This window comes from Salipiger sp. ABF4_146 (assembly GCF_056161345.1).
Window position 1 is genome coordinate 180,711 of record NZ_JBSWYX010000003.1, and the last position, 26,998, is coordinate 207,708.

12 protein-coding genes are annotated in these 26,998 nt (G+C 67.2%); 4 read left to right on the forward strand and 8 right to left on the reverse strand.

The features are described 5' to 3' along the window. The first annotated feature begins 11 nt into the window (after nt 1–11). Nucleotides 12–2,135: an NAD-dependent epimerase/dehydratase family protein gene (locus ACXAJT_RS06230; protein ID WP_475233886.1), complete on the forward strand. Its 2,124-nt coding sequence runs from the start codon at nt 12–14 to the stop codon at nt 2,133–2,135. A 257-nt stretch (nt 2,136–2,392) separates the two neighbouring features. Beyond that, nucleotides 2,393–3,526: a nucleotide-binding protein gene (locus ACXAJT_RS06235; RefSeq protein WP_475233888.1), complete on the forward strand. Its 1,134-nt coding sequence runs from the start codon at nt 2,393–2,395 to the stop codon at nt 3,524–3,526. A 78-nt stretch (nt 3,527–3,604) separates the two neighbouring features. Here the strand turns inward: ACXAJT_RS06235 and ACXAJT_RS06240 are convergent, their stop codons facing one another. From ACXAJT_RS06240 to ACXAJT_RS06270, 7 genes are all read right to left on the reverse strand, one after another. Further along, on the reverse strand, nt 3,605–4,915 hold the full coding sequence (locus ACXAJT_RS06240) for a GumC family protein (protein ID WP_475233889.1): 1,311 nt from the start codon (nt 4,913–4,915) through the stop codon (nt 3,605–3,607). A gap of 220 nt (nt 4,916–5,135) precedes the next feature. Next, the gene (locus tag ACXAJT_RS06245; RefSeq protein WP_475233891.1) at nt 5,136–5,723 is read right to left on the reverse strand and encodes a 4'-phosphopantetheinyl transferase family protein; all 588 of its coding nucleotides are present in this window, start codon (nt 5,721–5,723) and stop codon (nt 5,136–5,138) included. 70 nt (nt 5,724–5,793) lie between these two features. Then, a complete protein-coding gene (locus ACXAJT_RS06250) occupies nt 5,794–10,515 on the reverse strand; it encodes a MupA/Atu3671 family FMN-dependent luciferase-like monooxygenase (protein ID WP_475233893.1) in 4,722 nt (1,573 codons plus the stop codon). Next, nucleotides 10,512–11,537: a glycosyltransferase family 2 protein gene (locus tag ACXAJT_RS06255; protein ID WP_475233894.1), complete on the reverse strand. Its 1,026-nt coding sequence runs from the start codon at nt 11,535–11,537 to the stop codon at nt 10,512–10,514. Before ACXAJT_RS06255 ends, ACXAJT_RS06250 begins: the two co-directional genes overlap by 4 nt. 4 nt (nt 11,538–11,541) lie before the next feature. Next, nucleotides 11,542–17,994 (reverse strand): type I polyketide synthase, encoded by a 6,453-nt coding sequence (locus ACXAJT_RS06260; protein ID WP_475233896.1) that lies wholly within the window; start codon nt 17,992–17,994, stop codon nt 11,542–11,544. Nucleotides 17,995–18,253: 259 nt separating this feature from the next. Next, nucleotides 18,254–19,621 (reverse strand): oligosaccharide flippase family protein, encoded by a 1,368-nt coding sequence (locus tag ACXAJT_RS06265; RefSeq protein WP_475233898.1) that lies wholly within the window; start codon nt 19,619–19,621, stop codon nt 18,254–18,256. Beyond that, a complete protein-coding gene (locus tag ACXAJT_RS06270; protein ID WP_475233900.1) occupies nt 19,618–20,481 on the reverse strand; it encodes a glycosyltransferase in 864 nt (287 codons plus the stop codon). Before ACXAJT_RS06270 ends, ACXAJT_RS06265 begins: the two co-directional genes overlap by 4 nt. Before the next feature lie 146 nt (nt 20,482–20,627). On the opposite strand from ACXAJT_RS06270, the gene epsE reads away from it, so the two are divergent. Next, nucleotides 20,628–21,842, forward strand: coding sequence for an exopolysaccharide biosynthesis GT4 family glycosyltransferase EpsE (epsE, locus tag ACXAJT_RS06275; RefSeq protein ID WP_475233901.1), 1,215 nt, complete (start codon nt 20,628–20,630; stop codon nt 21,840–21,842). A gap of 19 nt (nt 21,843–21,861) precedes the next feature. On the opposite strand, the gene ACXAJT_RS06280 is transcribed toward epsE, so the two are convergent. Further along, complete coding sequence (locus ACXAJT_RS06280) at nt 21,862–24,843, reverse strand: calcium-binding protein (RefSeq protein ID WP_475233903.1); 2,982 nt, start codon at nt 24,841–24,843, stop codon at nt 21,862–21,864. 335 nt (nt 24,844–25,178) lie between these two features. Here ACXAJT_RS06280 and ACXAJT_RS06285 point away from each other — a divergent pair, with 335 nt between their 5' ends. Continuing rightward, nucleotides 25,179–26,744, forward strand: a complete 1,566-nt coding sequence (locus ACXAJT_RS06285) for a 2-isopropylmalate synthase (RefSeq protein ID WP_475233905.1) — start codon at nt 25,179–25,181, stop codon at nt 26,742–26,744. Nucleotides 26,745–26,998 lie beyond the last annotated feature (254 nt).

A 26,998-nucleotide genomic window follows, 5' to 3' on the forward strand; every position in this document is an offset into this window, starting at 1 on the left:
GGACCTCCGTCATGTCCCAGTCCCGGTCCAAACCCCAGCCCCTGCGCGTCGGCCTTATCGGCGCGGGCTATATCGCAAGCTGGCACGCCGATGCGCTCGCCGCGACCGACACGGCCGTTGTGGCCGCCGTATGCGACCTGTCGCAGCCCGCCGCCGAGGGGCTGGCGCTGCCGCATGGTGCGCAAGCCTTCACCTCGGTCGAGGCGATGATCGAGAGCGGCACCTGCGACGCGGTGCATATCCTGACCCCGCCGCATCTGCATGCCGCGCTGGCGCAGCAATGCCTGAGCGCCGGGTTGCACGTGGTGGTGGAAAAGCCGGTGGCGGTGAGCCTATCCGAGACCCGCGCCATCGCCGAGGCCGCCGAGGCGGCTGGCAAACGCTTTCACGCCGGCCATAATTTCCTTGGCCTGCCGTCTTACATCCGGATGAAAGAGGCGCTGCTTGCGGGCGACTATGGCCGCGTCTCGCAGGCCGAGATCACATGGGCGCTGCCGCTGGCGCCGCTGCGCTCGGGGCCTTTCAACTTGTGGCTGCTGCGCGAGCCCAAGAACCTGTTGCTGGAGCTTGGCCCGCATCCCTTTGCCTTCGCTGTCGATCTTTTTGGCCCGCTGGACATCCTCTACGCCGAGGCCACGAAACCGGTGCCGCTGCCCGGACACGACAGGCGCCCGCAGGGGTTCCGCATTCTCGCGCGGGCGGGCGATGTCGAGATCACCTTCAACTTGTCCATGGTGGAAACCGTCGACGATCGGTCGGTCACGCTGCGCGGCTCGTCGGGGCGGGCGCGGCTCGACTATGCCGCCGACACGCTGGTGGTGGACCGCGAGAACGCCTCGGACCTCATCGTGAACCCGGCGCGGCGGCAGTTCGACCTTGGCTGGCAACACCTGCGCGAAGGTCTGCGCAACGCGGCGCTCCAGACGCTGTCGCTGAACCAGAAAGGCCCCTATGCGCAAAGCTTCCGCGGCATGTGTTCGGCGGTCTACGGCCCGCTGGCGCAGGGCAAGCCGCAGGACGAGCGCTTCTCGGCGCAAAGCGCGATTATGGTGATGGAGGCGGTCGAGGCTGCCATCGCCAAGCTGCCGCCCGAGTCGCTGGAGGTGGCCACCCCCGCCGTGCAGACCCGCAAGCCGACGCCCACCGCCATGGTGATCGGCGGCACCGGCTTCATCGGGCGCGCCCTGACCCGGCGGCTGGTGGCCGGCGGGCAGGACGTGCGGGTGCTGTCGCGCGGGCGTCATGGCCCCTTCCCCGACCTGCCCGATCAGGTGGAGACCATGGGCGTATCGCTGCACGACCTCGACGCGCTGACCGAGGCGATGCAGGGCATCGACGTGGTCTACAACCTCGCCCGTTCGCTGGAAAAGACGTGGGCTGACGCGCTGGTCAACGACGTCGGCGTCTCCACCCGCATCGCCATGGCCTGCGAGGCCGCCGGGGTGAAGCGCCTTGTCTACACCGGCACCATCGCCAGCTACGACATGTCCGATCCGGGCGCGCAGATCACCGAGGACACCCGCTTTCCCGCCGATATGACCGACCGCAACCTCTACGCCCGGTCCAAGGCGGAATGCGAAAGACAGCTGATGAAGCTGCACCGCGAGCGTGGCCTGCCGGTCACCATCGCGCGGCCCGGGATCGTGGTGGGCCATGGCGGACCGCTGCAGCACTGGGGCATCGGGCGTTGGCACGGCGCCGGAGCGGTGCGCATTTGGGGGCCGGGCAAGAACCTCCTGCCCTTCGTGCTGATCGACGATGTCGCCGAGGGTCTGCTGCGCATGGGCGCGCATCCTGATGCGGTGGGCGAAGGCTTCAACCTCGTGGGCGAGCCAATGCTGAGCGCGCGCGACTATTTCGACGCGATCCACAAGACGCTTGGCGCACGCATCCGGGTCAGCTCGGGCAACCTCACCGTCTTCTACGCCAGCGATGCGGTGAAATACGGTCTGAAGAAATACGCGCTGCGCAAGACCGGACTGGTGCGCCCCTCGCGGGCCGACTGGCGGAGCCGGGCGCATTTCTCGCCGTTCGTCAACGACAAGCCCAAGCGCGTGCTGGGCTGGCAGCCCGAAGCGGACCGCGCGAGCTTCCTTGAAAAGGCGATCACGCAGGCCAATCTCTTTGGCTTCTAGAGCAACAGGTCAGGGCGGCTTTGTCGCTCGCGGCAGGTTGCTCCGATCGTGAACAATCCCCGCATTTTCACCTCATTCTTGACCGAATCGAATGGTGTTCTGCGGACGAAGGTAAATATCGAGTGCGCGCGCCGGGGCTTTGCCGTCCCAGCGAGACAAGGCAGGTTCACACGCGGTATGGTTCCGCGGCGGGCCCGAAAGGCATCGCCGGGACGGTACCGGCAACGCCCCTGCCCGTGCGGTGCGGAGAGACGAGTATGGAAGAACGCCGGAGATTCCGCCGTCGAAAGCGGACCGAAGAGACACCGGAGGATCCCCCGATCCTGCCGCTGGAACGCCGCGAAGAGCGGCTCGCCCGACGCCATGCCGACCGACAAGCCGACCGACAGGCCGAAGGCGCCCGCGCCACCGCGCAGCAGCAAGCCCGTAAGCAGGCCGAGCGCGCGGAAATGGACGCCGCGCGGCGCGAGCTTGCCAGCGTCCGCGCCGCCGCCACTGCCGCCGCCACCACCACTGCGACCGCGCCAGCCGCCGAAAGCGCGCCTGCGCCCGCCGTTGACCGTACCCCCGCCGACCCCCTGTCCGGGCCACGGGCCCAGCCCGCGGCGGAGGCGCCCGCCCGCCTGCCGCGCCGCGCCGTCACCCAGCGCCCGGCACCTCAGGCAAAGCTGCTGTGGGACCACCTTCCGGTATTCGAGATCGACAGCGACCATCTGGAGCGCAACCGCATCATCACAGCCAGCCGCGAGGATCCGGCGCATACGGCTTTTGACGTGCTGCGCACCCGGCTGACGCAGGTGCTTGCGGAAAACGGCTGGACCCGTGTTGGCATCACCTCGCCCAGCAAAGGCTGCGGCAAGACCTTCACCGCCGCCAACCTCGCGATCAGCCTGTCGCGGCAGGAGGGGCTGCGGGCGATGCTGATGGATCTCGACCTGCGCAACCCGTCCCTGCACAAGGCGATGGGCGTGCGCGCACCGGGCTGCATGGGCGCGCTGCTGCGCGGTGCGATCTCGCCCGAGGCGCATCTCATGCGAATGGGCGAAAACCACATCCACGCCGGTCACGACATCGCCTTCGGTTTCAACGAGGTGATCGAACCCTATGCCGCCGAACTTCTGAACGCCCCGGCCACCGCCGAGGTGCTGACCTCGGTCGAGGCGCGGCTGCAGCCCGATGTGATGCTGTTCGATCTGCCGCCCGCGCTTTATTACGACGACGTTCTGGCATTCCGCCCACAGATCGACGGCGTGCTGCTGGTGGTCGGCGGCGGGCTGACCACCGAACGCGAAATCCGCGAAGTCGAGCGGCGTCTCGGCACGTCGACGCCGCTGCTTGGCATGGTGCTCAACAAGGCCGAAGGCACCGAACTCAAGAAATACCAGTACTAGGCACGGTCACCGCTGCCAGAACGCAAAGAGCCGGGCATTTCAACGCCCGGCTCTTTTGTGCGGTGTCTGATGATCGCGTCAGGCGCCGACGCGCGGCAGAAAGCGTTCGAGCATCGGCAGCCGGTCGCCCAGCAAGCGCAGCCCCGCGTAGACCAGCCCGGCCACGGCCATCACCAGCGCCGCGATGCCCAGCCCTTTGCGGCGCCGGTCGCGGCGGGTCTTCACCGGCGGGATCGCGACCACGGGCTGCACGCCAAGCATGCGCTCCATCTGGCTGGCACTGCGCAGCACCGGGTTCATCATCTCGGCGACGAAAGCGGTGATCAGACCTGCGAGCAGGCTCGCCACGGCCCCGACGGCCACCAGCTTGCGACGGCTTTGCGAGGTCGCGACCTCGGGCACCAGCGCCGTTTCCAGCACTTCGAACCGATCCGACTGCTGCCGGTCCTCCAGCATCTGCCCCATTTCGGCGTCTGCCTTGCGACGGGTGATCACGCTGTACTGATCCTGAAGCTGGGTGCGCTCGCGCTCCAGCCCGTTCAGCGTGCGCTCGACCTCGGGGGCTTTGCGGATGGTCTCTTCGATCGACGCGATCCGCGCCGAGATCAGCTGCTTTTGTTCCTCCAACAGCGCCAGCTGCCGGTTCAACACATCCTCGCGCTGACGCGACGAATTGCCTTCCAGCGCCACGATGTCTCGGTCAAGCTCGAGCTTATTGTCTTCCAGCGTCGACAACTGGTCGCGCATCGCGGCAAGTCCCGAGGGCAGCGCCTCAGAATTGCTTTGCTTGAACTCGGCGATACGGGCATCCATCGCCTCGATCTGGGTCTCGACACGGGCCTCCTCGGTCGCGAAGAAATCCAGCGCGTCGCGGGCGCGGGTCTCGCTGCGTGTGCGCGACTGGTCGATCACCGACTGCATCAACTCATTGGCCACATCCGCCGCTTTCTGCGCGTCGGGCAGACGCACGTTGATCATCAGCCCCGACGGAGTCCGCGGCGTTCCATAGGCCGGGTTGCCCGAATGAATCGCTTCGATCGAGGCGGCCTGACGCATCTGGTACACCCGCTCGTTCATCGGGATGTCGGGGATGCTGGCAAAGAGATCATGCTCGTTCATGATGCGCACGAGATTGTCGCGCGACATGATCCGCTGTTCGATCAGCGTCACCCGGCGCGTGGCGTCCTCGGTGACGGTGGCCGGACTGGTGGTGCTGGGGGCGACCTGCGCATCCTCGATCTGAACCACCGCCGTCGCTTCATAAAGCTTTGGCTGGCTCAGAGCGAAGAACACGGAAATCCCGGTGCCCAATGCGAACACCAGAAAGATCAGACCGAAGCGGCGGCGCAGTGCGGACAACACTTCGTCAAACGATTGGAACTGGTTCATAAACTACACTCCCGCAAAGCGCCCCCGCTGCGTTCGGAAAGCGGCCACCCGCGCTGGAAATACACACATATGCCAGCGGCGGAATCGCCTCTTTCATGTCACAAATTACCGAATGTGCCTCCTTTACGCCATGTTTAATGAGGCCGTTTTGGGAAACACTGCGTGTCCGGAACCGGGATCAGTAACACATTTTGGTCACAAAGCAGGGGTTTTCCGCCATCTACACGCGGGGAATTGCGCATATGGACAGAATTAAGCCCGATTTCACGATCTGTTGCATTGGAAATTCGGCCCCGCGCCCAAGCCCCATTTCCGCCACCATTCGCATCCGAGGCTCCGGCAGCAGCGATTCCATCGCCTCGAAACCAAACAAGCTGCCGGTCAGCGGGTATTGCGCCTTATAGGCCGCTTCCTTGGCGCTGAAGATCCGCATCGCAGCTCGGCCGAATGGTTGCGGACTGAAACGGGACAGCTCCGGCACCGTTGCGATCGCCGGGATCATTCGCGATTGCATCGGCGCATCGACAGCAAGATCAACGCCCAGCCCACGCCAGCGCTGCGCGTGCGCTGCCATCGCAAGGCACAGGCCGCCGGCATGGGTGATGCTGGCAACCACGCCGGCGGGCCAGACCGGCGCCCGATCCTCGGCCTTGGCAATGGGCTGATCCGCCACCCCCAGTTGTCGCAGCGCGGTGCGCGCGGCGACCCGCCCTCCGGCAAACTCCGCGCGTCTTACGGGCACCGCGCGGGCCATCGCCTCACGCTCAATGGGAAAAAGCGCCGACAGGTCGTCGACCGGTTCTGACACAGCCCAGACCACCCCCTCGGGCAGCGCCGAGCGGCTCAGAAGATCGCGAAGGCCTTCTGCCCCGCCCATCTCAGGCACTGCGCCGGGCGCGCATTTCGCGCCGCCGGGCCATAGCCTCGGCACGGGCGCGGGCGCGTGGGTTCATCGGCTGTGCGGAGGCGGGATCAGACGTGATCTCGGCACCGGGGTCGGGCCGCGGATCGCCCCCCTGCGCGGGGGCCAACACCGCCGCGACAGCGGGCGAAGGCGCGGGCGGCGCAATGCGTGGCCGCGCCATGGGCAGCGGGCCGGAGGCCAGACCGGCAACCCGCCCGGCAAGGTCTTCCAAAACCGGGAAACGGAAAATGTCGGTGATCGACAACCCGCGCACGCCCAGCTCGTCGCGGATCGCCCGGTGCGCCTGCACCGCCAGCAGCGAATGCCCGCCAAGCTCGAAGAAATTGTCGCGCCCGGAGACACCCTTTACGCCAAGCACAGCCTGCCAGATCTCGGCGATCGCCGCCTGCGCCTTGGACGTGTCGGACGCCGCAGCGGTGCCGCTTGGCGGAGCCGCTGGCGCAACCGCCGCCACCGAAGGCGAGACCGATCCTGCCGGAGCCGCCACCGGTGCTGGCAGCGCCTTGCGGTCCACCTTCTTGTTCGGCGTCAGCGGAAAGCTCTCCAGCCGCATGAAATGCGCCGGCACCATGAAGGCGGGCAAGCCCCGCCCCATCTCGCTGCGCAGTGCGCTCTCGCTCACCTCCGCCGCGGCGGTGTAATAGCCCACCAGCCGCAGGTCGCCCGGCGTGTCCTCGCGCGCCGCGACCACAGCCTGCGCGATCCCCGGCTGCGCTTCCATGACCGCCTCGATCTCGCCAAGCTCGATGCGGTAGCCGCGCAGCTTCACCTGCGTGTCGACACGGCCAATGAAATCGATCCGCCCGTCCATCCGTCGCCGCACCAGATCGCCGGTGCGGTACATATGGCCCGTGTGGAACGGGTTCGCCACGAAACGCTCGGCAGTCAGCTCCTCGCGCCCCCAGTAGCCGCGCGTCACGCCCTCGCCGCCGATCCACAGCTCGCCCGGCACACCCACGCCCACCGGCTGCTGATCCTCGTCCAGCACGTACAGCTGCTGGTTGGCCAGCGGCAGGCCGATATTGACCACACCGTCGGCGGCGCGCGCATCTTCGGTCGAAGACCAGATCGTCGTCTCTGTCGGCCCATACATATTGGTCACCGTAGCGTCGGTGATCCGCCCGAACTCCGCAACCAGCGCGCCGGGCAGCGGCTCACCGCCAAGGAACAGGTGATCCAGTTTCGACAGCGCGAACCGCGCCTCGTCGTTCATCGCGATCATCCGTGCCATCGACGGGGTGCACTGCATATGCGTCACCCCATGGCGCAGGATCTGCGCAGCGATCGAGAAGTCGTCCTCGGCCAGTTCCGGCGCCACATTGGCGCGTTTCACCACCTCGGCCAGCGGCGCCAGCCCCTCCAGCACCGTATCCACCGGAATGCCGTAGTCGATCAGACAGGCGATCTCGCCCACGCCGATGCGTTTGAGCTGCTCGGTCCGCTCCAGCGCGTCCTCGACCGTGCCGAAGAGCCCGCTTTCGTTGAAATACCGCTCGAAGGCGAAATCGAGAATGGCCTCAAGGTCGTCGGGCTCGAGAATATCGAGGTCCAGATCGAAGGCGTTGTTCACTCCTTTCGGGCGTTTGAACGCCGGGAAGGCCCAGGCGTATTGCTTGATCAGACCCGCCGCCGAGCGCAGGTACTCGCGCATCGGCCCGCGCGCGGTCTCTCGCGCCGCCTCGCGGGTTTCGGCGACATAGCTGTGAAGCATCAGCGTGACGGTGAAATCCGCCGGGTCCCGCCCGGCCTCGCGCAGCGACGCGTGGTAGAGGCGGATCATCTCGGCGACGTCGTCGATGCTCTGGCCCAGCAGATGCGTCAGCACATTGCAGCCGTGAGCGCCCGCGTCCTTCCACGTCTGCGGATTGCCCGCGACGGTCAGCCAGAGCGGCAGGTCCTTCGACACGGGCCGCGGCTGTGTGACCACGTCGAACATCGACCCGTCCTTGCGTGGGAAGGGCACCGGCTTGCCAGCCCACAGATCCCGGATTTGGGAAATGTTCTCGATCACCGCCCTCTTGTTGTCCGGCGGCGTGTTCTCGGGCCGCAGCACAAAATCGTCCGGCTGCCAGCCCGAGGCCAGTGCCAGCCCCGCCCGGCCATTGGTGAGGTTGTCGATCACCGCCCATTCCTCGGCGATCCGCGCCGGGTGGTGCAGCGGCGAGACAACAGAGCCCGAGCGCACCGCCAGATTTTCGGTCACCGCTGCCACTGCCGCGCCGGTCACCGAGGGGTTCGGATAGGGCCCGCCGAAAGCATGGAAGTGCCGCTCGGGCGTCCAGACCGCACGGAAGCCGTGCTTGTCGGCGAACTTCGCGCCCTCCAGCAGCAGCCGGTATTTGTCGCGCCCGATGCCGTCGTCATTGCCCCAGTAGTAGAGCGAGAAGTCCATGCGCTGGTCCGACAGGGGCATCGGCCCGTTCGAGATCAGCCCCCGGTCCTCGTCCGAGGTCAGCACCACCTTGAAGCCGCGCGCCAGCGTATAGAACAGCTCCAGCACCGAGATATCGAAGCTGAGCGAGGTCACCGCCAGCCATGTCCCGGCGGGGTCATGCGGCACCACCGCGTCCATGCCGGTAAAGAAGTTCACCACGTTGCGCTGTTCGACCATCACCCCCTTTGGCGTGCCGGTCGAACCGCTGGTGTAGATGAGATAGGCAATGTCCTCCGGCGCGCTGGTCACCTCGGGGCGCAGTGCCGCAGCCTGCGTGAGCCGCGGATCGGCGTCCAGCATCAGAAGCTCTGCGCCGTGCTCCGGCAGCGTGTCCGCCAGCGCCGATTGCGTCACGATCACCGGCGCGCGGCTGTCCGAGATATAGTGCTGCAGACGGTCCGCCGGATAGGCCGGGTCCAGAGGCAGATAGGCCCCGCCCGCCTTGAGGATCGCCAGCGCCCCGACAACCAGATCAACAGATCGCCGGGTGCAAAGCCCCACCACGACGCCCGGCGCGACGCCCATACCCTGCAGCACATGCGCCGCGCGGTTGGCGCGCGCATCAAGATCGGCATAGCTCAGGCTCTGCCCCTCGAAGACCAGCGCCACAGCCTCCGGCGTCTTGGCGGCCTGCGCCTCGAAGCTCGCCTGCATGGTCAGGCTGCGGTCGTGGTCCACCCCGGTGGCGTTCCACAAATCGACAACCATGGCACGCTCGGTCTCGGGCAGCACCGGCAGCACGGCGGGCTGCGCGCCCTGCCCCAGATGCGCGGCGATCAGCTCAAGCCGGGCCGCGATCAGGTCGGCCTGCGCCGCGCTGATCCGTCCGGTGTCAGCGTGCAGCAGCGGGCCTCCCGCGGTATCCTCAACGGTCAGCACGGTGCCGGGGATCATGCCCGCGGCAAAGCTGAGCCCCAGATGCGGCACCTGCGGTGCGCCGGTCAGGTCCGGCGCGCGGGCTGGCAGGTCGCAGGCAAACCCCTTGCGCTTGCGCGCCTCGGCGATGGCCTCGGCCATATGCGCCTGCAGCGCATCGGCATCCCCCGTGGCCTGTGCCCGCAGCGGCACCCAGGGCGTGACGATACCGCTCAACGCGAGGCTGTTCAGCGCGATGCCGGACAGGGCGATGTCGCAGGCGCCCTGCGCGTCATGGCGCGCGGCAAAGGTGGCGACGACCGAGGCCAGATCGGCCTCGCCCAGCGACAGGGCACGGGTGGTGATCTCGCCCGTTTCCCTGCCCAGCCCCGGCATTTCGAAAGGCCGCAGCGCCGCCAGCTTGTCGCGCCAATGCGCCTCGTGTGGGGCGGTGGTGCGAATGGCCGTGTCGATGCGGGCGCGGTCCTCGGCTGGGACCGGATCGAGCATGCCGCCCGGCTCGCCGACCAGCGCGACCGGGGCCGGAGCCCCGCAGGGATAAGAGAAATGCGCCAGCCGCAGCGCACCGCTGCCGCAGGCGACGGTCAGATGATCGTCGGTTGCCTCGAGGATCTCGCCTGGCGCACCACGCCCCTCGATCCCTTTCGCCGCACCGACGTTCCAGAACCGGCCGTTCGCGAAGACCTTGGGCGTCGACAAAGGATTGGCGTAACCGCCGTGATCCAATGCCCGCACCAGCCGCGCCAGATCGGTCGCAGGCTTGGTGAAATCCAGAAGGCCGTGTCCCTCGGGCCGGTCGGCGAGCGCGTGATAACTGCGCTGCGACAGGTCCTGCGGCACCCGCGTCAGACCCTTGGCAAGCTGATCGATCACCGCGTCGAAACTGTCGATGGCGGCCTCGAAGGCCTTGGCATTGAGCGTCAGCGCCGTGTCGCTGGCCGAAATGTCGAAACCGCGGGTCACGAGGATGTCGCCCTCGTCGACGCCGCCCTCGATCATGTGCCACGTGATACCGTGGCGGGTTTCCCCCTCGATCAGCGCCCAGACCGGCGCGTTCAGACCGGCATGGCGCGGCAGCGGCCCGTCGTGAAAGTTCACCGCCCCTTTTGTTGGCAGCGTCAGAACATCCGCGGGGAGGATGTCGAGATTGGAAATCGACAGCAGGTACTCGAAGGGCTGCGGCAGACGCGCGGCAAGATCCGGCCCCGGCGGGACCACCGCCAGCCCCCTGCCCGACGCCCATGCGGCGATCTCGGGACTGCGCGTGACCACCGCGCGGATCTGATGCCCGGCCTGCAACAGCTTTTCGCTGCATTGCACCAGCAGGGATTCATTGCCGATCACCACAGAGGAAAACACGCTCATTGCACTTGCTCCACTTTTGCCTCGGCGCCCGGCGTCCCCGCGGGGACGGATGTGCCCGGCAGGGGCCGGGTCAGTGCGCGCAGGTCATGCGCCACCAGATCCCGCAGAAAATGATCGGGGTCGGCGGCCGGGCGCCGCTGCACCAGACGCCGCAGCCGCCACAGGACACCGCCAAACGCGTGGCTCAGCGTCGCCAGCCCCGCGTAGCCGCGTCCGTGGGTCTTGGAAAAATAATGCCAGCGACTGTCGAGCCAGAAGCCGGGGATACGCGACCAGCGTTTCATCCCGGTGGACACCGAGCCGATGTGCATGACCTCGCTGTCGCGCACATAATGGGTTTCATACCCGGCGCGGGCGGCGCGCAGGCACAGATCGGTTTCCTCGAAATACAGAAAAAAAGTCTCGTCGAAGAGGCCGATCTCGTCCAGCACCTCGCGCCGCATCATTATCGAGGCACCGGCCAGCCAGTCCACCGCCCGCGTCCCCGCGGGGACGGGCATTGGCACTGCGCTGTTCCGCAGCAGCCGCGACACCGGGCCAAAGCGGATCGCCCCCTCGAACTCGGACGCGACAGAGGGGAACCGGAAGGCGGTGACATGCGCCGCGCCATCCTCGCCATGGATATAGCTGCCGGCAAAGCCTGCCTGCGGGTGCGCCTCGAGATGGTTCAGCAGCGCGCGGATCGCGCCCGGCGCGGGGAAGGCATCGGAGTTCAAAAGATAGACATAATCGGGCGGGCTGCCGTCGGACAGCCCGGCCCGGATCCCGACGTTGTTGCCCGCACCGAAGCCGCCGTTGTGGCTCGAACGGATCAACCGCAGCGCCGCGCCCTGCGCCCAATCCTCGGCATCGAGCGCCTGCTTCATGATCTCGTAAGACCCGTCGCCGCTGTCGTTGTCGACGATCACCAGTTCGGCCCGCAGCCCCTCCATCGCCCGCAGCGCGGCGCGCACCGAGCGCAGGGTCATCTGCGGCGTACGGTAATTGAGCGAGACGATGAGCAGACTGGGCCGGTCAGACATGCGTTTACTCCGCCGCCTGCGGGCTGGCGAAGGGCAGCACCGCGCTGCCCAAACGCTGCGCCTCGGCCTGCCTGATGGCCGCGCGCATCTGCGCCGCCAGCACCCGGACGTTGGGTTCCAGCACCATCGAGTCGTGATCGCCCGGCACCTCGTGCACCGCCACATGCGGCACGTATTGCCGCCAGTCGTTGTCCTCCAGCACATAGGCCCGTTCGGAGTTCACCACGCGGCCGCCGCCGACCTGCCATTTGCCGACAAGCGGCGGGCGATAGAGCACGAGGTTGCCCTCCCACGGCCGCACCTCGTAGCGCGCCACGGCGGCAAGGAAGGCGGCCTCGATCTCGGCGTTGTGGAAGGCGTGCTCGGTGCCGGTCTCTTCGCTGGCGCGGCGCTTTGCGATCTCCCAGCGGATCCGGTTGCGCGCCCAGATCAGCGGATAGAGCGCCCCCTTGGCCTTGGCTTCCTGCCATTGGATGCGCAACCGGTCGCCGCGCTGCAATGGACGGCGCGTGGGCAGCGGCGTGTCGAGCAGCACGCAGAGCGAGACCTGCTCGCCCATCGCCTCAAGCTGGCGGGCAATCTCATAGGCGGTGATCCCGCCCCCCGAGAAACCGCCAACCATATAAGGCCCCTCGGGCTGCACCTGCCGCATCTCGGCGATGTAGTCGCGGGCGGTGGCCTCGATGCTGTCATGCGGCGGCTCGCCGCCGTAGAGCCCCTTGGCCTGCAGGCCATAGAACGGACGATCGGCCCCGAGAAGATGCGCAAGATGGCGCAAATTCAGCACGTTGCCGAACATACCCGCGACAAGGAAGAACGGCGTGCGCGGGCCACCCTCGCCATCGTGCATCGGCACCAGATGGGTGAAGCGGCGCTCGGGCGCGGCTGCCGGGGCGGCGTCCTGCGCGTCTTTCGTTTGGCTGTGTCCGGTCTGCGCGGCGATCAGCGCGGCGCATTTGCGGATCGTCGGTGCCTCGAACAGCACCGAGATCGGAAACTCGACCCGGAAGGCCTTCTTCACCATGGCAAACAGCCGTACGGCGATCAGGCTGTGGCCACCAAGATCAAAGAAGCTGTCCTCGGCGCCGACGTTCTGCACGCCCAGCAAATCCTGCCAGAACCCGGCCAGCGCGCATTCGATCTCTCCCTCGGGCGCCACATAGTCGGCGTCGAGTTGCGGGCGCTCGAAGGTCTGGCCCGCGGTCTTCTCGGCGGTCGAGGCGGCGGTCTGGCGGCTGAGTTGGTCGAGGTCCATCGACGAGACCACGACCTGCGGCAGACCAAGTTGCAGCGCGCGGGCAAAGGCCTCGACCCCCTCGGACGGCAGGATGCCCTGACTGAGATTATGGGCGAGCCGCTCTTCGGCGGGGGACAGCGGCTGCGCGGCTCCGGCCTCGTCGAGCTCCAGTTCGGCGGCGCTGAGCCGGGGCGGAGCCAGCAGCAGATCGGGCGAGGCAAGGCGGCGGATGGTGAAGCCAGAGACCTCGACCAGCACCCGGCCCTCCGGGTCGCAGAGCGTGATGTCGAAGCTGGCGGTCTCGCTCTCGGCCCGGTTGTCGGCGGCGTTGCGAACCCAAGAGACGATGCGGCCCGGCAGCGGCGCATGGACCCGCACGCGCGCGTAAGACACCGGCACCCACAGGTGGGTGGGTTGCCAGCCCGCGATCAGTTCCATCGCCCAGCCGGTGGCGATATCAAGCAGCGCGGGATGCAGCAGGCAGTCGTCCTGCGCCGCCTCCGCGGGCAGCGACAGATCGGCGATGCCCTCGCCCTGCCCCAAAGCGCGGGTATCCAGAACCTTCCAGCGCGGCCCGAACTTCAGTTGCACCTCCTGCGCGGCGGCCAGTTTGCCGCCCTGAGGCGCGCACAGCGGGGCGGCGCAGCGGGCGCGGATCGCAGCGAGGTCCAGCGCCGCCGGACGCGGCAGCGGCAGCAGCGCCAGCGTAGCCTGCGCGGTAAGCGCAAAGCCTTGGCGCCCACCGAGCGCCTGATCGGCCAGCACGTCAAAGCCATAACCTTCATCGCGCCGGGTCAGGCGCAGGCGCATCTCGCGGCGGGCCCCCTCTGCCACCCGAAGCGGGCGCAGGAACGACAGGTCGCGGATCTCGAAGGGCTGGTCCTCGCGCTGCGCCTTCAGCGCGTGGGCGGCAAGCGTCAGATAGCCGGTGCCGGGCAGCAACGCGTCGCCGGCCTTGGTCCGGTGCTCGTCGATGATCCAGTCGTCGCTGCTGAGCGTGCTGCGAAAGAGCCGGTTGCCGCTGCGATCAAAGGTGGCCTCACCCAGCAGCGGCAGGCCGGTGGGCTCGACCGGCGGTTCGGGCAGCGCGCCGCTGCGCGCGGCGACGGCCTCGGCGGCCATGCCAACCTCGTTCCAGATGCCCCAGTTGATCGCGGTGACCTTGGTCTTCCCGCCAGCGCGCGACCGGGCGAAGGCGTTGAGATATTCGTTGGCGGCGACGTAATCCACCTGCCCCGCGGGCGCGGTGACGGTGGAGGACGACGAGAACAGCACCATCCAGTCACAGGCGCCATCGGGGAAGACCTCACCCAGAACCTGCGTACCGTGGATTTTTGGCGTGAACACATCCTCGACCGAGGCCGGGGTCTTGGTCAGCAAGGGCGCGTCATCGATCACCCCGGCGCCGTGGATGACCCCGGTGATGCGGCCGAAGCGAGCCTCTGCCGCGTCGCGCACCGCCTGAAGCTGGACGCGGTTGCAGACATCGGCGGCGACGACCACGACCTCGGCCCCGGCCTCTTCCAGCGCCTGCACCGCGCGAATGCGGCGGGCGATGGCGTCCTGCGGCGCATGGCGGGCAAGGTAGTCGGGCCAGTCGCCGCGCCCGGGCAGTTCGCGGCGGGCGACAAGAATGAGCTTGGAGCGATGCTTGGCAAACCCCATGGCAAGCGACAGGCCGATGCCGCCGAAGCCGCCGGTGAGCAGGTAGGTCCCCTGCCCCGGCTGCGGCGCGGCCTCCGGCAAGGTCACCGGCTTCATCGCGCATTCGAAGCGGCGACCTTTGCGCAGGGCGGCGGTGGCGTCTTTCGGTTCGGCCAGCAGATCCTCGAGCAGTTGATCGGTGAGCTGCGCCAGCGCCGCCTCACGGGCCGCTTCGGCCTTGCGGCGAGTGAAGAGCGTGCCGGCGGCAGGCTCGGGCAGTTGCAGATCGAGCGTCTCGACGCTCACCCCAGGCATTTCGCGCGGGATCACCCGTGCAGGGCCTGCGACGGTGGCCTTGGACGGATGCGCCAGCGCCTCGTTCCGGACCTGCGCGGCGCCGGAGGTCAGCACCGTCATGTGCAGCGGGCGCGGCAGGTTTTCCTCGGCCATGGCCTGCGCAAGGAACAGCAGCGAATAGAACCCCTGCTCCTGCACGCGATGGAAGAAACTGGATCCGGGCCGGTGGCTCTCGCCCTCCGTGACCAGCCAGAAATGCGCGATGCGGGTCGGGACATGGCCACGCATCGCCAGATCCTGCAGCAGCAGATCATAGCCCTCGCGACCGCGTTCGGGCGGCAGGACATAGGCGCTGTCCGACAGGCGGCTGAAGGCGTCGCCGGGGCGCACTTCGATCACCTCATGCCCGGCGGCGGTGAGCCGCGCGGCGCAGCGATCAGCCAGCCCCGCCTCATCCATGAACATCAGCCAGACCTGCGGCGCGGCCTCGGAAAGACCTTCGGCGACGTCCACTTCAACCTCGGCGGCGCGGGGACGCCAGACCGGCTTCCAGCCCCATGCGCTCAGATCGTCGTTGCGCATGAGGTATTGCGGCGCGGTTTCCGTCTGCGCCTTGCCCGGTTCGATGAAATAGGGTGCGCGCTGGAACGCGTAGCTTGGCAGCACCACCCGGTTGCGGCGTGCACCGCCCCAGACCTGCTCCCAGTCGATCTCGGCGCCCAGCGCCCAGAGGCGGCCCAGCAGTTCGAACATATACTTGTCGTCGGCGATCTCTTCGTCGGGGTGGCGCAGCGAGGACAGCACCTGCTGGCCGGGAACATCCGGGTGCTGGCGGACCAGCGAAGACAGCGCCTTTCCCGGGCCGACTTCGAGGAAAATGCGGCTCTGTTGCTGGGCAATCGTGGCCACGCAGTCGGCGAAAAGCACGGTGCCGCGCAGATGCTCGACCCAATAGTCGGGGCTGGTGGCCTGTTCTTGCGTCATCCACGTGCCCGTGCGGTTCGAGGTCAGCGGAATCTGCGGCGGGCTGAGGTCGATGGAACGCAGGTAGGCGCGGAACTGATCGAGGATCGGCGCGAGCATGCGGCTGTGCGCGGCGATGTCGATGGCGACGCGCTGGCAGTCGACACCCTCGGAAATCAGTCTCTGTTCAAGGGAATTCAGAGCCTTTTCCGGGCCCGAGGCCACCGACAGATCGGGCGCGTTGACCGCTCCGAGGTCGAGGTCAGAGCCCAGATGGTCCCGCAGCCTCTCGGCGGGCAGGTTGACCGACAGCATGCCGCCGGCGGGCACCGTATCGAAGAGCCGCCCGCGCAGATGCACGAGACCGATGCAATCCTCAAAGCTCATCACGCCGGCGATGCAGGCTGCGGCGTTTTCGCCCATGGAATGCCCCGCAAGCGCGGCGGGCTCGATGCCCCAGCTAATCCAGAGTTTGGCCAGCGCCACCTCGGTGATGAGGATCAACGGCAGTTGCAGCGAGGGGGTCTTCAGCGCCTGATCGGCAGCGGCCTTGGCCTCGGGCGTGGGCAGCCACAGCGCGCGGATGTCGGCGTCGGTGATCTCGGCCAGCGTGGTCAGGCCGCGGTCCATCCAATCGGCGAAAACAGGCTCTGTTTCGTACAGATTGCGCGCCATGCCAGCGTATTGCGCGCCGCCGCCGGGAAACATGAAGGCCACGTCGGGCCGGTCGAGCGCGCTATGCGTATGCACCCGGCGCGGCGCCTCCTCCGCCAGCAGGCGCGCGGCCTCCTCGTGGCTTTCCGCGACCACCACGCGGCGCTTTTCAAACGCCCGGCGCCCCTCTTTCAGCGTGAAGGCGACATCGGCCAGCGGCTGCTCGGGATGCACGCGCAGATGCGCGGCGAGACGCGCGGCATTCTCGTCCAGCGCCGCCTTGCTGCGCCCCGAGAGGGTGAGGATCTGGAACGGCCAGTCGCTGGCCTCGGATGCGCGGCGCTGCGGCGCTTCCTCCAGCACCACATGTGCATTGGTGCCGCCGACGCCCAGCGAGTTGACCCCGGCGCGGCGGGGGTGATCGCCGCGTGCCCAAGGGGTAAGGCTATCGTTCACCACAAAGGGCGAGTGTTCGAAATCGATGGCGGGGTTGGGTTTCTCGTAACCCAGCGTCGGCGGCATCTGCCCGTGATGCAGCGCCAGCGAGGTCTTAATCAGGCTCGCGGCCCCGGCGGCGGTGTCGAGATGGCCGATATTGGTCTTCACCGATCCAATGCGGCAATGCCCTTGGTTAGAGCCGCTTTCTGCGAAGGCCTGCGTCAGCGCTGCGACCTCGATCGGATCGCCCAGATAGGTGCCGGTGCCGTGGCATTCGACGTAGTCCACCGTGTCCGAACTGATCCCGGCCATGGCCTGCGCTTCGGCGATCGCCTGCGCCTGCCCGTCGACAGAGGGGGCCAGATACCCGGCCTTGCCTGCCCCGTCGTTGTTGATCGCCGAACCCTTGATCACCGCCCAGATGTGATCGCCGTCGGCAATGGCATCCTTCAGGCGGCGCAGCACAACAACGCCCGCGCCGGACCCAAAGACAGTGCCCTGCGCGCGGTGGTCGAAGGCGTGGCATGCGCCGTCGGGTGAAAGGATCTCGTTTTCCTTGTAGAGATAGCCACGGATCTGCGGCAGCTCGATGGTCACGCCGCCTGCCAGCGCCATGTCGCATTCGCCATTGAGCAGCGCCTGAACGCCGAAATGCGTGGCGACCAGAGAGGTCGAGCAGGCGGTCTGCACGTTCACCGACGGGCCATGCAGGTCGAGCACGTAGCTCAGGCGGGTGGTGAGGAAGTCCTTGTCGTTGCCCGTATGGCGCAGCAAGAACATGCCGGTGTCGTCCACCAGATCGGGGTTCGAGCAGAGGTTGAAATAGAAATAGCTGCCCATGCCGACGCCGCCGAAGACACCGATACTGCCATCGAAACCTTCGGGCACGTGACCGGCGCTCTCCAGCGCCTCCCACGCGGTTTCGAGAAACTGCCGGTGCTGCGGGTCCATGATCGCCGCGTCCTTGGGGGCGAAACCAAAGAACTCGGCGTCGAACATTTCGAACCCGTCAAGCGGCGCTCCGAAGGGCACGTAATCGCGGTGCCGCAGCAGGCCCGGGTCTTCGCCCGCGGCTTGCAGTTCGTCTTCGGTGAACCGGCGGATCGCCCCGCGCCCGTCGCGCAGGTTTTCCCAATAGGTGTGGATGTCGGCGGCGCCGGGCAGATGCGCAGCCATACCCACGATGGCGATGTCGGTGTCGGTGTCAGAGCCGGTTTTGGCCAAGTTCCGTGCAATGTCGTGCTGAACGTCCAAAACCCAAACCTCACTCGCAAACTCGCGACCTCCCGCGTGGTAAATCGCGAATACGGAGAAAATTGGGCGCTGCCTTGTGCGCCCGCCCGCCTCCGGAAACAATACGATCCACCAAGCGACACTGTCCCGTCTTTGCCGTTGTATCGCATCTGTGCGGGCCGCGCCAAGCCGGGGGCAACCCGACCGCCCGAGGCTGATCCCGCCGCCCGCATTGGCGAAGAGCCGAGTCTCAGGGGCCCGCAACCACCAGCGCGGTGATCGCCGACCAGTTCAGCGCTGCCGCCACGCCGGCCAGCGCCACGGCTAGAAGCGCAAAGCACAGATCGTGCAGCGGATCCCACACGCCCATGCGCCGCGCCAGCCAGACCACAACCGGATAGGCCAGCAGGAAGGCCGCGCCATAGCCGAGCAGCGCGCCAAGCAGCCCGTAGGTTTCCAGACCGACGAGGATGCTGCCGATCATCAGCACCGCCCGCGCCAGCGCCAGCACGAAGAAGCTGCGGCTGTCACCGGCGGCCAACGCCGCCTGATCGTAGGTCTGCACCACGATCTGCGGCATCTGCATGCAGGCGATGACCACCGTCACCGCGCCAGCGGCGAGGTAGCGTTCGTCATACATCAGTTCGACCAGCCAGTGCCCGCAGACCGCAAAGCTCGCCACCAGCACCAGCAAAGGCCCGGTGACAGCGAAGCGCATCTTGCGCAGCCGCAGGAAATTCTCGCGGCTCTCGCGCGGCGGAGTCTCGCGGTAGATCGGGATCAGGATTTTGCGAGTCACCATACCGCCCAGCAGCATCGGGAAGGAGGCGAGGAAATAGCCGATGTTGTAGACGCCGAAGCGGTCGAGGCTGAGGTATTTGCCAATCAACAGCTTGTCGCCCTGACTGAAGAAGAAACCGCAGACCGTCGACAGGAAGATCCACTTGCCGAAATTCACAAGTTCGGCGCGGGCTTCGGGTTCCCAGCGGAAGCGATTGCGCCCGCCCGCCAGCAGCAGCGAGTTGGCGATAAGTTCGAACAGCGTGCTGAGCAGGCCCGACAGCACCAGCGCCCAAACCGAGCCTGTGGCCCACGCCAGCAGCACCGCGCTGCCAACACCCACAACCTGCGTGGCCAGTTCCAGCAGCGTGACCCGCCCCAGCATCAGGTGACGGTTGGCGGTGTCCATCCGCGTGGGCCGAAACCCCGAGATCAGCAGCGCCAGCCCGGCCACCGGCAGGAACTGCAGCAGCAGCGGCTCGTCGTAGATCTGCGCCATGGGCCATGCCAGGGCGCAGGCGGTCAGCCACAGGCCGATGCCGCGCAGCACCTGCAGCGTCCACGCGGTGTCGAGGAAATCCCGATCGTCGCCGCGCTTGCTCTGCAGGATCGCCGGGGTGACGCCGACGTCGGAGAATTGCACCAGCCCCATGAGCACCACCGAAAGCAGTGCCATCAGGCCGAAGGCCTCGGGGAACAGCAGCCGGGTCAGGATCAGATTGCCGCCGAGACGCAGCGCCTGCGAGAAGCCAAAGCTGCCGACGGTCAGCATCGACGAGCGCAGCGCGCGGGCCGAGAGCGAACTGCCAGAGAATCTGTGCCAGATCGCGGTGCTCATCGGCCACGGCTCCAGTCCGGCGAACGCTGCGGGCTCAGCCGCACCATCAGCGCGACCCCCGCGTAGACCGCAAAGCCCAGCGGGTCGCGCAGCGCCATGCGCGCCTTGCCACCCGGGCCGAAGGCCAGCTTATCGTCATTGCCCATCAGCCGGGGAAACAGCCTGCCGACCTGCGCCACGCCGGCATCCTGACGGCGGCGAACGCGCACCAAGGCCGAAAGCCCCTCGGCGATCGGCCACTCGTAGGTGGCGGGCACGGCGATGCGCTCTTCGGGGGCGAAGCTCAGCCGCACGAATGTGTCGTCCGAGATAATGTCGGGAAAGCTCTGCCAGCGCGTGCGGCCCTCGGCGTTGACCGCAAAGACACCGCAGCCCGGCACCCCGCGCGCCATGAAGGGCACTTGCCGCCAGATGCGCGCATAGGCCCGCGCCGCCCAGCCCGTGCCGGTGATCCGCAGCGTGCCGCTGGCATAGCGCGCCCCTGGCCCAGACAGCGCGTGGTGAAGCTGCTCCAAGAGCGGCGGGCTGACGGTGACATCGGCGTCGAGATAAACCCGCAGCGCCCCCTGCGCCGCCGCATCGCCGGCGTTGAGCGCGCCCAGCTTGCCGCCCTGCTGCACCTCGATCACCCGCAGATGCCAGCCGCGGGCCTCGGCCTCGGCGGTCATGGCGCGGGCCTGCGCGGCGGTGTCGTCATGGCAGCCGTTGGCGATCACCACGATCTCGGGACAAGGTTCGGCGGTCCACTCCGAGGCCAGCAGCGCCTGCAGGCAGCGCCCGATCAGCGCGCTCTCGTTGCTCGCGGGCAAGATGACCGACAGAGCCGGCGATCCGGCAGAAGAAAACTCGTCAACACTCATGATCCGTACCAACGACGCCACACATCCACAGTTCCTGCACCAAGGCAGGGTGGCATTGCCAGTCAACTGTGGCCAAAGAATGGTCAGAAGCAAGTGTAACGTGTTGCCCCGGGGATTCGCGGAACCTCCGGGAGAGTGGGGGGCGAGTGCCGCAAAAACTTCGGATCGGGTATCTTGTGCCTCAATTCCCGGGGCAGACGCATATTTTCTACTGGCGCGAAGTGCAGGCGCTCGAGGCAATGGGCCACGAGGTGCATCTTCTGTCGTCGCGGCTGCCGCCGACCGGGCTGATCGCGCACAGCTGGTCGCAGGATGCCATCGCGCGCACCACCTATCTGGGTGAGGTCCGTCCGCTGGCCGCCGCCACCGCCCTCGGTAAACTTCTGGGCAAGGGCCTGCCCAGCGACCTGCTGCGCGAGGGCCCGCGATTTGCCCCTGACGTGGCAATCACCCTCTCTGCCGCCGAGACGCTGCGTGCCTATTGCGAGGACCATGCGCTCGATCATGTGCATGTGCACAGCTGCGGCCGCGCCGCGCTGATCGCGGCGCTGGCACGGCGGCTCGGCGCGCCGCCCTATTCGCTGACCCTGCACGGCCCGCTGTCGGACTACGGCCATGGGCAGCGGATGAAATGGCGGGGCGCGGCCTTTGCCACGGTGATCACCCGCAAGCTGCTGGACGAGGTTCAGGCGCAGTTGCAGGGTCATCTGCCGCCGCGCATCGATGTTCGTCCGATGGGGGTCGATACCGACATCCTGCGCCGCGACACCCCCTATGAGCCGCCGCAGAAGGGCCGTCCGATCCGCCTGTTCTCCTGCGGGCGGCTGAACGTGGTGAAGGGCCATCAGGATCTGATGTCGGCAATTCGTCAGCTTCTGGATCAGGGCGTCGACGTGCGGCTGGAGATCGCTGGCGAAGATGACGCCGGGGGCAGCGGCTATCGTCAGGACCTGGAGGCGCATCTGCGCAAGCTGCGGCTGCAGGACCATGTAAAACTGCTGGGCGCGATCGATGCCGAGGCGGTGAAGGAAAAGCTGCTGGCGGCGCATGTGTTTGTTCTGGCCTCGTGGCACGAACCGCTCGGCGTGGCCTATATGGAGGCGATGTCCTGCGGCGTGCCGGTGATCGGCACCGACGCGGGCGGCGTGAGCGAGCTGATCGAAGCGGGCCACACCGGCAAGCTGGTGCCGCCGAAGGACCCGACAGCGCTGGCACGGGCGATCCGCGAACTGGCGCAGACCCCCGAGACCGCCGCGCGCTTCAGCGTGACGGGCCGGGCGCATGTCGAGGCAAACTTCCGCGCCAGCCTCGGGGCGGAAACGCTGGTGCGCGAGATCCGTCACGCGCAGGGCGCGCAATAGCTTTCGAAGCGCGCGTGCCTCAGAGCCCCGAGGTTGGCAGTTCGATGTTCGGAGCGTCCTCGAACGACACTGTCTCGATCGCATAGAGCGTGACCCGCCCCTGCGGCGCAGCGGCCTTCAGGCGCCCGAGTGCGTCGCGGCTGAAGGCGTAGTCGTCGGGCAGGCCCGGCAGCAGCGCCCGGTCCTGCCCGCCGCCGCCGTGCAGCTTGTCGTCACCACCGCCGGACACCAGCACATCGTCGCCCGCACCGCCAAGCAGGATGTCGGGCCGTTCCGAACCTTCGAGCCGCGCGCCAGCGGCGTTAGCGCGCAGCATCAGCGCATCGTCAAAGCTGCCCGTGGCGCGGCTTTCCCAGCCGGTCGGCCCCGAGGCGTTGTAGCTCATCAGCATATCCCAGCGCGGATTGTCGTCGTCGAGATGGCGCAGCGCGCCCCAACTGCCCCATTGCGAGGCGGGCGCCACGTCGACGAATGCGTTGAACAGCGTGCCGCCGGCGTTCACCCAGCCGCTCAGCAATTGCTCGTAGAGCTTGGCCATCTCGGGCGTGTAGCTGAAGGCCTCGAAGAAATCGGTCAGCCGCGCGTCCTGCACCCGCTCGGCCTGCGCCGCCGCATGGGTGGCGCCCTCATACATCACCAGCCGCAGGCCAGCCTTTTCGGCAACCTCGGCATGATACGGGAAAATCTCTCCGGTCAGTTCCGCCAGCGAGCCCTCCTGCAGCGCCATCGCCACCGGCAGGATCGCGGCGTCGAACCGGTGCCGCTTGACGTATTCGCGCAAGGCCACCCGGCGCAGCCCCTGCGCCTCGCCATCCTCCTGCGCCTGCATCTCGGCGCGCGACAGCCAGTCATCGACCTGTCCCGCCATCTCCTCGCCGCCCAGTTCGTAGCCGAAGTAACCAGCCACGGCGTAGGCATCGAAGCTCTCGGCGGGCTGATGGCCAAGCGCGAGATAAGCCAGCGGCGCGGTGAGGATCTGCTCTTCCAGCCCCGGCCAGCCGGTGTGGGTGGAAATCACGCGCACGAGCCGGTCTTCGGCCTCGCCGCCATAAACATCCGACCAGATGTCCATCACCTGCGCCGCGCGCAGCCCGTAGAACTGGATCCAGCCGGTTTCCGAGCGGCCCCAGCGCGCCTCGGCCTGCGCCGCCGCCCAGCGGGCCTGCGGGAAGATGTGGTTCCAGACCTCGTTGGAATATTCCACATAAGCCTTCAGCCGCGGATCGAGCCGCGCCTTCACCAGTTCCGCGAAACGCCGCACGTAGTCGTCCTCGGCCATATGCGGAAGCGTGAACCACGGATCGGCGCCGACCTCGTTGGCCAGCGCAATTATCACCTCCGGCGGCACGCCCCATGCGGTCCACGTATAGTCGCTGGTGCGCGGGCGGTCGTCCCAACTCATCACCGGCGCGCCGTTGGTCATCATCCAGTCCATGAAGCGCAGGCTGCGCAAGTCGTGGATGCGCGCCAACCACTGCGGGTTGAACAGCGCGCCCGCCTCGAAGAGCTGCATCTGATCCTGCCGCACCACATGGATGTCGCGGATCGGATCATCCGGGTCGGTGGCCGAGATCGAGATGCCGACCGACCCGTCTCCGGGCGCATAGTCGAAGAACGCCCGCCCTTCCTCCATGCGCACCCGGCTGGCGCGGCCGGTGATCTGCAGATCCCCCCTGCCCTGCCACAACACCACATAGGTGCCACGCAGCGACACTGCCTCTTCCGGCTGGTCAGTCAGCAGCAGCGCTTCGAGCCTCTCGACCCCTTCAGGGATGCGCAGCGGCCAGCCGTTTTGATCCAACACGCCCTGCGCCCGCAAAGCGGCGATCTCTACCCCGCCCCACTGGCCGGGCAGATGGCCGATCCACTCGCGGGCGGATTTCATCAGATCGACGAAGGGCATCTGGGTAGACCAGTCCGACAGACCATTGAGCCCCATGGCCAGCGCCGGCGCGCCCTCGGGGCGGGCCCCGGGATCGGGGAGCGCAAGCTCGGCACGCAGCGGCAGCGGCGCCTCGGCGGCAGCGACGTCTGCCTCGCCGCTGTCGATCGGGTCGGTCGCGGCGGTCTCTATCGCGGTGTCGGGTGCCCCGGATGAGGCGTCCTCGCGCGGGGCCAGATCATCGACCGCCTGCCAGACCTGCGCGGCGATCTGCGGATAGGCGGCGGTGATCTCGGGCGCGATCTGCGGCGGCGGCACGTAGCTGTCGGGCGGCGGCGCGCCGTAGAGCGCGCTGTAGCTGACCATCGCCGCGAGGAAATAAAGCGAGGGCGTGCCATGCGGCGCATCGTCGACATAGAGCGCCTCGACCGGCAGGTCCTGCAGCAGCCCGCCTTCAGAGAGCAGCCCGGCGATCACCCGGGCCACGGGGATCAGATGCATGTCTTGCTCGGGCCGCGCGGAGCGCAGCTTATCGAGCAGATCGTCGTACCACACGCCATAGGCACCGCGGGTGAAGTCGTGATACTTGCGCAGCCCGCGCGCCGAGGGCGGGTAATCGCCCGCCACCGAGGCCATGTCGGGCCAGCCCTCATACACCCAAAGCGGCGTGCCCGGCGCGTGGCTTTCGATCCAGTCGGCCACGGTGAGAATCGCATCAAGCGGGCTGGTGTTTCCGGGGTTGTTGCCCGGATAGGCGGCGTCGGCAGGCTGATATTGCAGGAAATTGGCGGGGGTGATCAGCACCGCGTCATAGCCCGCGTCACCGAAACTGCCGCGGCCCGGGTCCCAGTTGTTGGCAACGCCGGGGATGCTCCAGTTCGGTTCGGGGGGCAGCCCGCCCGAGAAATCGCGCAAAAAGCCCCATTGCCCGTCCAGCGCCAGATCACCGCCGCCCGCCTCGGCCAGACGGCTCAGCCAGTAGGGTGTGTTGCTGTGCGCCTCTTGGCCCAGAAAATGCACGAGGGAATTGCCGAACACATAGACTTCGCGCTCTTGCGCAAACGCCGCGAGTGGCCAGCCAGCGGCAAGAATGGCCGCCTTCAACAAACGCCGGAACATCAAACTCCCCCGAACAAAATACCTTTGCTCAACCATATGGGCAGCCTGCCCCGCCACTCAAGCGGCCAGCGCCCCTGCGCTGCGCCGCAGCGTAACTTTCCACCACACAGCGGGAATTTTGCGGTTTTCATTTCGATTTCGCTGCGTATAGTCGCGGCCATGATGACCCTCGGCCATATCCCCGCAGCAGCACGTGCCCTTGGCGCGGTTCTTGCGCTTGGCCTGCGTCTAGTCCTAATCCGCCTCTGAGCGCGCATCTCGGCGCGACCGCTCAGAGGAGGACCGTTTCGCGCCGGCGAACCCTTTCCAGGACGACGACTCAAGAGATCCGAAAAATGACTGACCAAGCCAAAGACCGCGTGTACATCTTCGACACGACCCTCCGTGACGGCGAGCAGTCGCCCGGCGCGACCATGACCCACGACGAAAAGCTCGAAATTGCCGAGCTGCTCGACGAGATGGGTGTCGACATCATCGAGGCGGGCTTCCCGATCGCCTCCGAGGGCGACTTCCGCGCCGTCTCGGAGATCGCCGAACGCTCGAACAACTCGGTGATCTGCGGCCTCGCCCGCGCCCAGCTTCCCGACATCGACCGCTGCTGGGAAGCGGTGAAGAAGGCGAACCGCCCGCGCATCCACACTTTCATCGGCACCTCGCCGCTGCACCGCGCCATTCCCAATCTCACGCAGGACGAGATGGCCGAGCGCATCCACCAGACGGTGAGCCACGCGCGCAACCTCTGCGACAACGTGCAATGGTCGCCGATGGACGCCACCCGCACCGAGCATGACTATCTGTGCCGCGTGGTCGAGATCGCGATCAAGGCGGGCGCCACCACGATCAACATCCCCGACACCGTGGGCTACACCGCGCCGGTGGAATCGGCCGAGTTGATCCGCATGCTCATCGAGAAGGTGCCGGGCGCCGACGAGATCATCTTTGCCACCCACTGCCACAACGACCTTGGCATGGCGACGGCGAACAGCCTTGCCGCCGTTGAAGCCGGTGCGCGGCAGATCGAATGCACGATCAACGGCCTTGGCGAGCGCGCGGGTAACACCGCGCTCGAAGAAGTCGTCATGGCGCTCAAGGTGCGCGGCGACATCATGCCGTTCCAGACCGGCATCGACACCCGCAAGATCATGCATATCTCGCGCCGCGTCGCGACGGTCTCGGGCTTCCCGGTGCAGTACAACAAGGCGATCGTCGGCAAGAACGCCTTTGCGCATGAGTCCGGCATCCACCAAGATGGCATGCTCAAGAACAAAGAGACCTTTGAGATCATGCGCCCCGAGGACGTGGGCCTTGCGGGCACCTCGCTGCCGCTCGGCAAGCACTCGGGCCGCGCCGCGCTGCGCGCCAAGCTCAAGGACCTCGGCGTCGATGTGGGCGACAACCAGCTCAAGGACATCTTCGTGCGGTTCAAAGACCTCGCCGACCGCAAGAAGGAGGTCTTCGACGAGGACATCCTCGCGCTGGTCACGGCAGCGATGACCGATGGCGCCGATCACCTCGAGATCGTCTCGCTGAAGGTTGTCTGCGGCACCGGCGGCCCTGCGGAAGCGACGCTCGAGATGGAAGTCGGCGGCGAAGAGAAGTCCACCGTGATGGAAGGCGACGGCCCGGTCGACGCCACCTTCAAGGCGGTGCGCGCGCTCTATCCGAACTCGGCCCGGCTGCAGCTTTATCAGGTGCACGCGGTGACCGAGGGCACCGACGCGCAGGCCACCGTGTCGGTACGTCTCGAAGAGGAAGGCAAGATCGCCACCGGCCAGTCGGCAGACACCGACACGGTCTACGCATCGGCCAAGGCCTATGTGAACGCGCTCAACCGCCTGCATGTGCGCCGTGGCAAGACCGGCGGTGACCAGAAGGAAATCAGCTACAAGGACGTTGGCTGAGCCGCGCTGCATCTCTGAAGACACGAAGATCGCGCCGCCCCCTGCGGCGCGATTTTTTGTTTGCGACATCGCTTTTCTGGGGGGCGCGAGCCGGGCGAGCGCCTGCCCGTGGGGTGGCGCTAAGGCTTCTGAGGTCTGCGCTTTATGCCGGCCAAGTCCGCGCGAAATCTGGCCGTTTACCGACGGTGAAAAAGCGCCAGCCCGCCCCGCACGCCACGGGCGTGCAGTTCTAAAGTTGCGCACCTCCGGTGCGA

Coding starts and splice junctions, on each gene's coding strand:
- ACXAJT_RS06230 (WP_475233886.1), top strand. CDS start 12: ATGTCCCAGTCCCGGTCCAAACCCCAGCCCCTGCGCGTCGGCCTTATC.
- ACXAJT_RS06235 (WP_475233888.1), top strand. CDS start 2,393: ATGGAAGAACGCCGGAGATTCCGCCGTCGAAAGCGGACCGAAGAGACA.
- ACXAJT_RS06240 (WP_475233889.1), bottom strand. CDS start 4,915: ATGAACCAGTTCCAATCGTTTGACGAAGTGTTGTCCGCACTGCGCCGC.
- ACXAJT_RS06250 (WP_475233893.1), bottom strand. CDS start 10,515: ATGAGCGTGTTTTCCTCTGTGGTGATCGGCAATGAATCCCTGCTGGTG.
- ACXAJT_RS06255 (WP_475233894.1), bottom strand. CDS start 11,537: ATGTCTGACCGGCCCAGTCTGCTCATCGTCTCGCTCAATTACCGTACG.
- ACXAJT_RS06265 (WP_475233898.1), bottom strand. CDS start 19,621: ATGAGCACCGCGATCTGGCACAGATTCTCTGGCAGTTCGCTCTCGGCC.
- ACXAJT_RS06270 (WP_475233900.1), bottom strand. CDS start 20,481: ATGAGTGTTGACGAGTTTTCTTCTGCCGGATCGCCGGCTCTGTCGGTC.
- ACXAJT_RS06280 (WP_475233903.1), bottom strand. CDS start 24,843: ATGTTCCGGCGTTTGTTGAAGGCGGCCATTCTTGCCGCTGGCTGGCCA.
- ACXAJT_RS06285 (WP_475233905.1), top strand. CDS start 25,179: ATGACTGACCAAGCCAAAGACCGCGTGTACATCTTCGACACGACCCTC.